A 10,078-nucleotide genomic window follows, 5' to 3' on the forward strand; every position below is an offset into this window, starting at 1 on the left:
CAAAGGCAGCGCCGCGCAAGCCAGAGTCAGGATGTACATAGTACGGAGTGTGCGCATAGTACCCTCTTTCAATTTTGCACTTTTCCCAGAACTTTTTTTCGTCCGGTGAAAATATAGATGATTCCCCCCACACATGGCAGAAAAACTACCAGCACAAGCCACAGGGCGCGCTGTTGCGGGGTTTCAAACTCATGTCCCCATATGTGCAGAATGCTCCACAATGTCGGGATCATGGGGAACATTACCACAAGCACATGCCACCAATGAAAAATCATGCGGTTCCTCCCTTGCCGGGGGTTGGTTTGCCGCCTTTGTCGCTGGCGACGGCCTGGGGCTTGCGCCAGAGAATCAGGCAGGCCAGCACCGCGCCCACAAATATGGCCGAGTCGGCTATATTGAAGGCTGGCCAGTGCCAGTCGCCCCAATAGACATCCAGAAAGTCCACCACGGCGCGAAAGCGCACGCGGTCAACCAGATTGCCAAGCGCGCCGCCCATCACAAGCCCAAGGGCCGCGAACAGCCAGGGATCTTCGTCCGAGCTGCGCACCAGCATGACAATGGCCCACACTGCCACTACCGTGGCAGCGAGAAAAAGCCAGAACTGCCACTCAATGTCTGACCGGTTCAAAAAACCAAAGGCCGCGCCGCGATTGCGGATGTTGACCAGATCAAACAGCCCGGCAATGACCGTGATGGGTCTGTGCTCGGGTATGAACTGCATGACAGCCCACTTGCTCACCTGATCGAGAACAAGGGCGACAATGGCCGCTATGCCGAGTATGCGATAACGCCTTGGCATTCCTGTTACGCTTCCATGGCCTTGATAACGGCTGTGCAGCGGGGACAGAGCGTGGGATGCTCCGCGTCGGTGCCAAGTTCCGTGCTGTAAATCCAGCAACGTTCGCACTTTTCGCCGTGAGCCTTTTCCACGCCGATGGCAAGCCCGGCGATTTCTTCATCGCAGTACGCGCCTTGCGGTGCGCTTTCAAGGGGCTGCATGGCGATTTGCGAAACAATGCAGAAGGCGCGCAGGTCTGTGTTCAGGCCCTCAAGGCGCTGGCGCAGTTCGTCTGCCACAAAGAGGGTCACGCGCGTGTCGAGCGAGTGGCCGATAACGCCATCGCGCCGCATGGGTTCAATGGCCTTGGTCACGGCTCCGCGCACGGCGGCGAGCACGTTCCAGTCGTCGCGCGTGCCTTCGTCAAGCATAAGCGGGGCAGATTCAATTGGCTGAAGGGCAAATACCGTGGGTTCCGCACCGCGCAGGCCTTCGGGCAGATGCGCAAAGATTTCTTCCGCAGTGAAGGAAAGTACCGGGGCCATGTCGCGCAGCAACAGGCCAAGGATGTGCCACAGGGCGGTCTGGGCCGAGCGGCGTTCCGCGCTGGCGGGGCCGGAGGCGTAGAGACGGTCTTTCAGCACGTCCAGATACATGGACGAAAGGTCGGTCACGCAGTAGTTGTGCAGGGTGTGGTAGACCTTGTGGAAGTCAAAATCCATATAGGCCTGCTGCACACGGTCATGCACCCGGGCCGCAGCGTCAATGGCAAAGCGGTCAAGCGGCATCAACTCGTTCAGCGGCAGCAGATCATCCTTGCCGAGGCCTTCAAGGTTGCCAAGGATAAAGCGGCAGGTGTTGCGGATGCGGCGGTAGGCATCCACAAGGCGACCAAGAATTTCGTCGGAAATGCGGATGTCCTCGCGGTATTCCACTGAAGAAACCCACAGGCGCACGATTTCTGCACCGAACTTTTCAATGAGCTCTTGCGGCGCAATGACGTTGCCGATGGACTTGGACATCTTGCGTCCTTCGCCGTCCACCACATAGCCGTGCGTGAGCACAGCCTTGTAGGGCGCGCGCTGGCGCGTGCCTTCGCTGACCAGCAGGGAACTGTGGAACCAGCCCCGGTGCTGATCCGAACCTTCAAGGTAGAGATCGGCGGGGTAGGCAAGCTCGGGCCGCTGTTCCAGCACGGCGGCAAAGCTGGTGCCGGAGTCAAACCACACGTCAAGGATGTCGGTTTCGCGCTTCCAGTGGTTGCCGCCGCAGTGCGGGCAGGCAAGGCCTTCCGGCACGATTTCCGAAAGCTCGGCCTCGTACCAGTAGTCGCAGCCGGTGGGGTGCTTGGCAAAGCGGTCGCAGATGTCGCGCATCCAGTTGGGGTCGTTCCAGGCTTCGCCGCAGTCTTCGCAGAGCAGGGCCATGATGGGCACGCCCCACTGGCGCTGGCGCGAGATGCACCAGTCAGGCCGGAATTCGATCATGTTGTGGATGCGTTCGCGGCCCCAGGCGGGGATCCAGCGCACCTGCTCGTCAATGGCCTTGAGCGCGCGCCCACGCAGGTCGTTCTTTTCCATGCTGATGAACCACTGGGTGGTAGCGCGGAAAATAACCGGCTGCTTGCAGCGCCAGCAGTGCGGGTAGGAGTGCTTGATCTTGGCCTGGCGCAGCAATGCGCCGACTTCTTCAAGCTTTTCGATAACCTTGGGGTTGGCTTCAAAAACGTTCAACCCGGCAAAAAACTGCACCGTAGGCAAAAAGCGTCCGGCATCGTCCATGGGCGAATAGATCTCGAGGCCGTATTTGAGGCCCACTTCGTAGTCTTCGCGGCCATGGCCGGGGGCGGTGTGAACGCAGCCCGTGCCAGCTTCAAGGGTGACGTGCTGGCCCAGAATGATGGGCGACACGCGGTCGTAGAAGGGGTGGCGGGCCTTGAGGCCTTCAAGTTGATCGCCGGTGGCGCGGCCAAGGATTTTGGGTTCGCTCCAGCCGAACTGCTCCGCGCAGGAGGCGAGCAGTTCTTCGGCCAGCACGTACTGCGCGCCGTCCACTTCCACGAGAACATAGGTGAACTCGGGGTGCAGGCACACGGCCATGTTGTCCGGCAGCGTCCAGGGGGTGGTGGTCCAGATGACCACAAAGGCATGGGCGGGATCCGCAGCGGAGAAGACCTTTTTCAGACCATCATCCTGCAAGGGAAAGCGCACAAAGATGGAAGGGGACGTGTGGTCGTAGTACTCCACCTCTGCCTCTGCAAGGGCCGTATGGCACGAGCAGCACCAGTAGATGGGCTTTTTGGAGCGCATGACGCCGCCCGTTTCCACAAAGTTGGCAAGCTCGCGGGCGGTGGCGGCCTCGTAGGTGGGGCGCATGCTCATGTAGGGATCTTCCCAGTTGCCGAGCACGCCGAGCCGACGAAATTCCTTGCGCTGCACGTCAATCCACTTGGAGGCGTAGTCGCGGCAGAGCTTGCGCACCACATGGGCGGGCAGGGTCTTTTTCTTTTCTTTCAGTTCCTGCTCTACCTTGTGCTCAATGGGCAGGCCGTGACAGTCCCAACCCGGCACATAGCGCGAGGCAAAACCCGCCATGTTGCGCGATTTAACAATAATGTCCTTGAGAATCTTGTTCAGGGCCGTGCCCATGTGGATGTGCCCGTTGGCATAGGGAGGGCCATCGTGCAGCACGTAGGTTCCCTTGCTGCCGGAAGCTTCAACCATTGCTTCGTAGCTGTTGATGGCATCCCATTTTTTCAGGGTTTCCGGCTCACGCTGGGCCAGGTTGGCTTTCATGGGAAAGGCGGTCTGAGGCAAGTTCAATGTTTTCTTATAATCGCTCATGCTGGCTCCCGGCACAGTTCAACTCAAGGACTTGGCAATATAGTACGGTGAAAAAATCGCTCTACTGTGGGCAAAGAGCGGGGCAAAGTCAAGAAGAGCAGGGCACTGCGTGCCTGCTGGCGTGGCCTGTAAGTGCGCAGGCTGAGCATGAAAATGTTTGGCAGATCGCACTGATGGTGTATAGCTGCATGGCAACCCGCCTTGCAAAATGCGCCTCTTTATGAACGAAAAAGCAGGCTCATACTCTTGGAGCACCAACAAAAAGGGCGTTTCAGACGCGTTGCGCGCAGGAGTGAAACGCCCGGGATTTTCTGTTCCGCAGCAATGACCGCATAATTATGCGGAACAGGCCGTCAGAAGTTTGCCGGAGCGCCATCCATGGCCTGGGCCAGTTCGCGCAGTGCCGAAAGGCTGTCTTCCGCTTCTTGCGGCGTCATGGTGTGCAGGGCAAAACCGGCGTGTACGATCACATAATCGCCGACCTTGGGTTCTTCGGGCAGCAGCATGATAGAGGCGGTGAGAAAGGTGGAGCTTTCGCCCACGCGCACGCGGGCCATGCCCTCTCCCTGGAGTTCTTCAATTCTGGCTGGTATGGCAAGACACATATTTGGTACCTCTTGAAAGGCAGATAATCACTGAATGCCCGGCTGCAAGGCCGCGACTGTTCCGCAGATTTTCAGCTTATCAGCGCGGCAAGCTTCACGCAAGGTGCCTTGACGAAGTGGCGGCAGGGGGACGCAACGGAAAGTGTTGCCCGGATCAGTGCAGCATATATGGCTGCCAGCCCGTTGCGCAGCCCCTGCCACAGCCGTCAGGTATGACGTGCCCTTATGCGCGTGGTGTACGCAACAGTTCCCTTCATGCACCAAGTTCCCTGTACATAGCCTCGGCATTCTGTATGGCGCGGTATGCCCCCTGATTCAGGGGATAGTCCCACGAGCCGCTCCGCAGTTCGATGCGGCCGCCAAAGCCGACCTTGAACTGGTGCAACCCGTTGAAGGGGTGGGTGGCATTAGGCGTGGGCGAAACAGCCCCCATTTCGTAACTACGGCAGCCCAGTTGTCGCGCAATGCGCATGCCTGTCCAGTGCATGAGGCTGGAGGCCATGTAGTTGCGCTTGATATTGCCCGATGCCCCGTACAGAAAGTTGGCGTGTTGTCCTGAGATGCCGATGATAGCGCCGGAAAGGATATCGCGCCCGTGCCGGGCCAGCAAAAATACAATATCTGCTTCATCCTTTGCGCCGAAATTGCATCGGAACATGGCCGAAAACTGTTTGCTGCTGCATGGGGCAAAGCCGTTTCTTCTGGCGGTCTGTTCATACAGGCCGTAAAAATCAGCAAGATTGCTGCTGTCCGCTTTTTCCACAGTCACGCCCTTGCGTCGGGCCAGGCCGATATTGTAGCGGGTTTTGGGCTTCATTCTGCCAAGGATGTCGTCTTCGCTGCCGTCAAGATCAACCACCAGCGAACTGGCCACAGTCATGTCTGCGGAAGCCTTTTTGAAGTTCCAGAATCTGGTGCCCATGTTCATACGCATTTCGCGTATGCGCGCTTCAGGAAAGGCGCACCATCCCTGCTCCTGCATTTCGTCCGCATACAGGGATTTCCACGGCAGGTCGTAGCGGATAAAGGCCACGTCCGGTTCAAGCCGGTCTGCCAGGGCAACGGAGAGGTCTTCCAGATACTGCCCGTATGAATCCTCTGAAGGCGCATACTCCGGCCCCTGCGGCACAAGAGCCATCTTGTGCCCGCAATGGTCTTTTATCAGCACCAGCACGTCGCCCCAGGTTTCTGTAGAATGAATGTCAAAAGCCAGGGGGGCCATGCCCATATGCGATTTGACCTGCGCCCAGTAGGGAGTCTGAAACAGTATGTCTGTCGGATTCAGTTCGTTAGTCGCCTTGGCGATCACATCCACCATGATACCTCCTCGCATAGGTGGGGAATAAGGTTGTTCCGTTCCCGCTGGCATCGGCAACGGCTGTTGGAATGAGCTTACAGGTCGTAGTGCCCTGCGCGTTCCGGCTGGTCTTCCACTTTCTGCACTACGAGGTGCAGGGTTCCGCCGTTGGGGTTGGGCCAGCGGATGTCATCGCCCTCGGAAAGCCCCAGCAGCGCGCTGCCCACAGGCGCCAGAATGGAAATGGAATCTTCGCTGGCGTCTGATTTGCCGGGGTACACCAGCTTCAGGCGGCGCTCTGTGCCGGAAGGCAGCATGGCAAAACGCACAGTGGAGTTCATGGTCACTACCGAGGGCGGCACTTCTTCTGGGGCCACAACGTTTGCGCGGTAGAGCTCTTCTTCCAGGGCCTTGCGCCCGGGGAATCCGTCGGCGGGCAGGGTTTCCAGCAGGGTTTCCAGCCGCGCAGCGTCTTTGCTCGTGATGGTAATATTGGGATATTCTTTCATGTTTTCCTCCAGTGCGCTGCGCAAGGCAGCGCACGTTGCATAAAAAAAGAGGGCGTAACCGGTACGCCCTCTTTTTCGTGAATTGTAGTTATGCGGGCGTTATCAGGTTGCAAAAAAGCCGCGAAGTTTTGTCACTTCGCTGGAAATGTTTTTTGCAAAAGAAACGCAGAAACGCATTGTATTGTCCTGTTCTAAAAAAAGCGTATGGATGCAGAAAAAAGGGCAGCTTTCCTTTATATGGAAAACTTGCCGCCCAGATATCCAACTTTGTATCAGCTTAGCCTAACAGTTGGCCTGTGTATGTGCAAGCACAAAAGCAAAACTTTGTTTCAGGTATGAAATTATCAATTAATTTAATGCGTATGATTTTTTCGGCCTGCGGATAACACACCCCGCAGGGCAAAAAACAAGGGCGGAGCCTTGCGGTTCCGCCCTTGTGATTTCGTACCCCAAGCAGACTAGTGCTTGGAGTTGTTGTTACGCTCTTTCTTCTCGGGGAACAGGACGAAGTTCCAGTACAGCACGTAAAGGGGCAGTACCACGAACATCATCACATAAGCCCAGCTCTTCGTGAAGAGAAAATACTGATAGAAAGTATTGAATTCCATGGGATTCTCCTCCTACGCGCGGCTTAGTGCTCGCCCTTGAAGTCTGGGTGTTCGTACAGCACCGGCATGTTGTAGACGATAAAGCGGTAGACCGTGACGATCATGGTCACCACAAACATGGAGATGCAGATTTCCCAGATGCTGGGGAAGTAGCGTTCCGCCGACGGCAAGTTGTAGTTGAAGGCGATCATGGAAACGTTGAAGCGGTTCAGCACGATGCCCAGCACCGTGTTGGTCGCGCCAATGCGGCACAGGGTCAGATTGCGGTCACGCGCGCCCTTGGCGTAGATCAGGGCGGGCATCAGCACAAAGCCCAGCATTTCCACCAGCCACCAGGCCCCGTAACCCGTGAAGAGGTAGGGGAAGTTGGCCTGCACAAGCATGTCGATAAGCTTGAGCATGAAGTAGGCAAAGAGAATGAACGAAGCCGCGCGGGCAAAGCTGAAGGTCACGTCGTCAGCTTCGCGCAGGTGGGTTTTGTCCATGTAGTGATGCACGCCACGGTGGGCCAGCATGCCTTCAAAGATAACCATGGACGCGCCAGCGGCCATGGAGCTCACAAAGAAGAACATGGGCATGAAGGGCGAGTACCACAGGGGGAAGACCTTGCCGGGGGAGATCAGGTAGAGCGAACCCAGCGAGGACTGGTGCAGGGTGGACAGGGTCACACCGAAGATGGTCAACGGAATGGTGCACTTGACCACGATCTTGCGGATCTTGATAAGCCAGGGGTAGCGGCAGGACATCCATTCCAGCGGGGCCACCGAGAATTCGATGAGCAGCACGGAAACGTAGGTCGCCACGCACAGGCCCACTTCAAAGAGAACGGACGTGGTGCCGGGGAAGAAGAACATGAAAGGCAGACGCAGCGGATGGCCCAGATCGTACAGCAGGGCGATAACCACGAAGGCGTAGCCCAAAAAGGCTGTGGTGATGGCCGGACGCACCGCCGAGTGGAAGTGCTTCATGCCCATGATGTAGCAGGCGACAGTGGTAAAATAGCCGCCCGCTGCAAGGCACACGCCGCACAGAAGGTCAAAGCCGATCCACATGCCCCAGGGCTGCACATCGCTGAGGTTGGTGACGGAACCGATGCCCACGGTAAAGCGGATAACGGTGATAACAAAGCCCACGGCCAGAATGATGGCAGAAATGATGTTGCCAGGGGTGGGCGTCAGGAATTCGCTGATATTGAACAGCTTGTCCCTGGTGGGAATAACTATGCTGTGGTGTGCCATTTATTTATCCTCCCCGTGCTCCTTGCAGCACTCCGCTTCCCGAGCCTTCAAGGCGTCGGTCATTGCGCGGCGGGCTGTGTCGGCAGCGCCCGGACCCTGGGTTTCCTCAATCTTGCGCACTGCTGCGTCAACGGCTGCGGCCAGATCGTCCTTGGTCTCCTTGACGTGTGCGTCCTTCTCCGCCTTGAAGATGGCTTCGCGGCGTTTGGTCATGGCGTAAGCACCGCCAAACAGCACAGGCCAGAAGGCCACGATCATGGGCACGGTACCCAGCGCGCCGTAGGTCAATTCGCCCATGGGCTGCGTGCCCAGGTGCTTGTCGAGCCCAAGCTGCTTGAGTTCGCTGGTGTCGGCGTGGGCATCATGGGCTTTGGCGTCCTTGGCGGCGGCAGGAGCAGCCACGGCAGGAGAAAGCACCATCCATGCGGTACCGCCGGCATCGTGTTCGCCGTAAACGTAGTTCACGTACTTGCCGGGATTTTCAGTGATGCGCGAGCGGGCAATCCTGATCAGGTCGCTGCGGCGGCCAAAGGTCAGGGCGTCCATGGGGCAGGCTTCCACGCAACCGGGCAGCTTGCCTTCCTTGAGGCGGGGTTCGCAGAAGGTGCACTTCTGCACCAGGGGATCGAACGCCTCGTCGTACTGGAAGCCCGGCACGTAGAAGGGACAGGCAACCATGCAGTACCGGCAGCCCACGCACTGCGAACCTTCGTAGGTCACGCTGCCGTCGGGCTGCTTCTGGAAGCATTTGGCAAAACAGGCGGAGGCGCAGGCCGGGTCGTTGCAGTGGAAGCACTGCAACTTGCGGAACACGTCCTTGCCGTTGACGTTGTACTTGTTAACCACTGTCCACTCATAGGCCGAAGTGCGGCGCTTGGTGGCAGTCACCGAAAGGTCGGTGAAGGGTTTCTTGGGCTTGGGCAGGTGGTTCACCGCGTTGCAGGCTTCTTCGCAACGGCGGCAGCCGATGCAGCGCGTGGTGTCATGCAGCACGCCGTAGCTGTCTGCATAGTAGGGGAAGGTGTGCACCCCGGCATTGGCCACCTTGGCAGTGCCCAATGCCGAAATCACGCCCGCGCTTCCCATGATGGCCAGGAATTTTCTGCGATTCATATGCGTTTCTCCGTGCAGTTAGGCGCCCTACGGGCGGGCCTTATGACAAGTGGTGCAGTCGGTGTTCTTAGGACGACCCACGTTCATACCCTGGTGGCAACCCATGCACTGGAGGTGATAGGCGGCCTTGAGGCTGGGACGGTTGGGATTGGCAGGGTCGATTTCCTTGGTGTGACAACTGCCGCACTTGGGAGGCGTAGCCGAAAGCGGGCTTCTGTGGTGGCACGTGGCGCACAGAGTCTCGGGCTTGTTGTGGAAAGCTTCGGCCAGCTTGTCGCCCTTGATGCGTTCCATAAGGGAGGCCACATGGCGGCGGTGCGTGAAGTTGCTGGGCTCGTACTTGTCGGCCAGCGCATCAATGCTCACCTTGTAGGGGCCCTGCATGGCGGTAAGGGGCTGCACGGTCTTGTGGTTCAGCACGGTTTCAGCGGCCAGGGCTTCGTTCTGATCCGGGGGCAGCTTGCCCTTGATGCCCTGCTGCATCTGCTCCGGCGTCATGGAAGACGTAACATTGTGGCAGGTGGCGCACCATGCCTGGTCGCGCTTGGGCGTCACAATGGCGTGGCAGCCCGCGCATTCGCGCCGTTCTTTGGTTTGCTGTTCATGACAGCTCACGCAGCTCACAGGGGTGTTGCCCTTGGCGCGTTTGGCGATATTGGTGGCATGCATGGCGCGGTCAAGCGTCACGAAATTGCCTTCCGCCTTGCCTTCCGTAGTGTGGCAGGTGCTACAGGCCACAGGATCGCCGGTGTGGTGGCATGTTTCGCAGTTGGCAATCTTTTTCTCGTGAACGAGGTGATTGAAAACCGCAGGTTTCATGGCCGCGCCCTTGGGATTGGGCTTGGCGCTTACCGGAAACATGACAATGGCCGACGGCGCGCCGCTGTCTGTCGGCTCCAAAGCTGCGGCCGTGGCCGATCCAGCTCCGAGCGCCGTCAGACACGCCGCGCCCGCCAGGGCCAGAGCCGCCAGCAAAAGCAGTGATGTGCCGTTCCTCATGTGCTTGTCCTTTTGCAATCAGACATTACCCCAACGCCCGCCGCATACATTGCAGCGGGTTCCTCCGTACCCCCGATCCCTACGGGGG

General features: G+C 58.3%; 10 protein-coding genes. All 10 read right to left on the reverse strand.

What is annotated here, in order from left to right:
• Window positions 1–68 precede the first annotated feature (68 nt).
• On the reverse strand, window positions 69–275 hold the full coding sequence (locus VEZ52_RS11830; protein WP_022657916.1) for a PLDc N-terminal domain-containing protein: 207 nt from the start codon (window positions 273–275) through the stop codon (window positions 69–71).
• The gene (gene lspA, locus VEZ52_RS11835) at window positions 272–799 is read right to left on the reverse strand and encodes a signal peptidase II (RefSeq protein ID WP_209818755.1); all 528 of its coding nucleotides are present in this window, start codon (window positions 797–799) and stop codon (window positions 272–274) included. The genes VEZ52_RS11830 and lspA overlap by 4 nt, the downstream gene beginning before the upstream one ends.
• Before the next feature lie 5 nt (window positions 800–804).
• Window positions 805–3,621, reverse strand: coding sequence for an isoleucine--tRNA ligase (ileS, locus tag VEZ52_RS11840; protein WP_324836995.1), 2,817 nt, complete (start codon window positions 3,619–3,621; stop codon window positions 805–807).
• Between the two features lie 353 nt (window positions 3,622–3,974).
• Window positions 3,975–4,226 (reverse strand): HypC/HybG/HupF family hydrogenase formation chaperone, encoded by a 252-nt coding sequence (locus VEZ52_RS11845; protein WP_022657919.1) that lies wholly within the window; start codon window positions 4,224–4,226, stop codon window positions 3,975–3,977.
• A gap of 253 nt (window positions 4,227–4,479) precedes the next feature.
• Entirely contained in the window at window positions 4,480–5,544 is a 1,065-nt protein-coding gene (locus VEZ52_RS11850; RefSeq protein ID WP_324836996.1) for a lipid II:glycine glycyltransferase FemX, read from the reverse strand.
• Window positions 5,545–5,618: 74 nt separating this feature from the next.
• Window positions 5,619–6,032, reverse strand: coding sequence for a nucleoside diphosphate kinase regulator (gene rnk, locus VEZ52_RS11855; RefSeq protein WP_324836997.1), 414 nt, complete (start codon window positions 6,030–6,032; stop codon window positions 5,619–5,621).
• A gap of 458 nt (window positions 6,033–6,490) precedes the next feature.
• Window positions 6,491–6,640 (reverse strand): hypothetical protein, encoded by a 150-nt coding sequence (locus VEZ52_RS11860; protein WP_022657922.1) that lies wholly within the window; start codon window positions 6,638–6,640, stop codon window positions 6,491–6,493.
• Between the two features lie 23 nt (window positions 6,641–6,663).
• Window positions 6,664–7,878, reverse strand: a complete 1,215-nt coding sequence (gene hmcC / locus VEZ52_RS11865) for a sulfate respiration complex protein HmcC (RefSeq protein ID WP_298992576.1) — start codon at window positions 7,876–7,878, stop codon at window positions 6,664–6,666.
• Window positions 7,879–8,991 (reverse strand): sulfate respiration complex iron-sulfur protein HmcB, encoded by a 1,113-nt coding sequence (hmcB, locus tag VEZ52_RS11870; RefSeq protein WP_240823880.1) that lies wholly within the window; start codon window positions 8,989–8,991, stop codon window positions 7,879–7,881.
• Window positions 8,992–9,018: 27 nt separating this feature from the next.
• On the reverse strand, window positions 9,019–9,990 hold the full coding sequence (locus VEZ52_RS11875; RefSeq protein WP_324836998.1) for a nine-heme cytochrome c: 972 nt from the start codon (window positions 9,988–9,990) through the stop codon (window positions 9,019–9,021).
• Window positions 9,991–10,078: the final 88 nt, after the last annotated feature.

Origin of the sequence: Desulfovibrio sp. (genome assembly GCF_035644575.1) — a bacterium.
In the GTDB taxonomy this organism is placed as follows: domain Bacteria; phylum Desulfobacterota; class Desulfovibrionia; order Desulfovibrionales; family Desulfovibrionaceae; genus Desulfovibrio.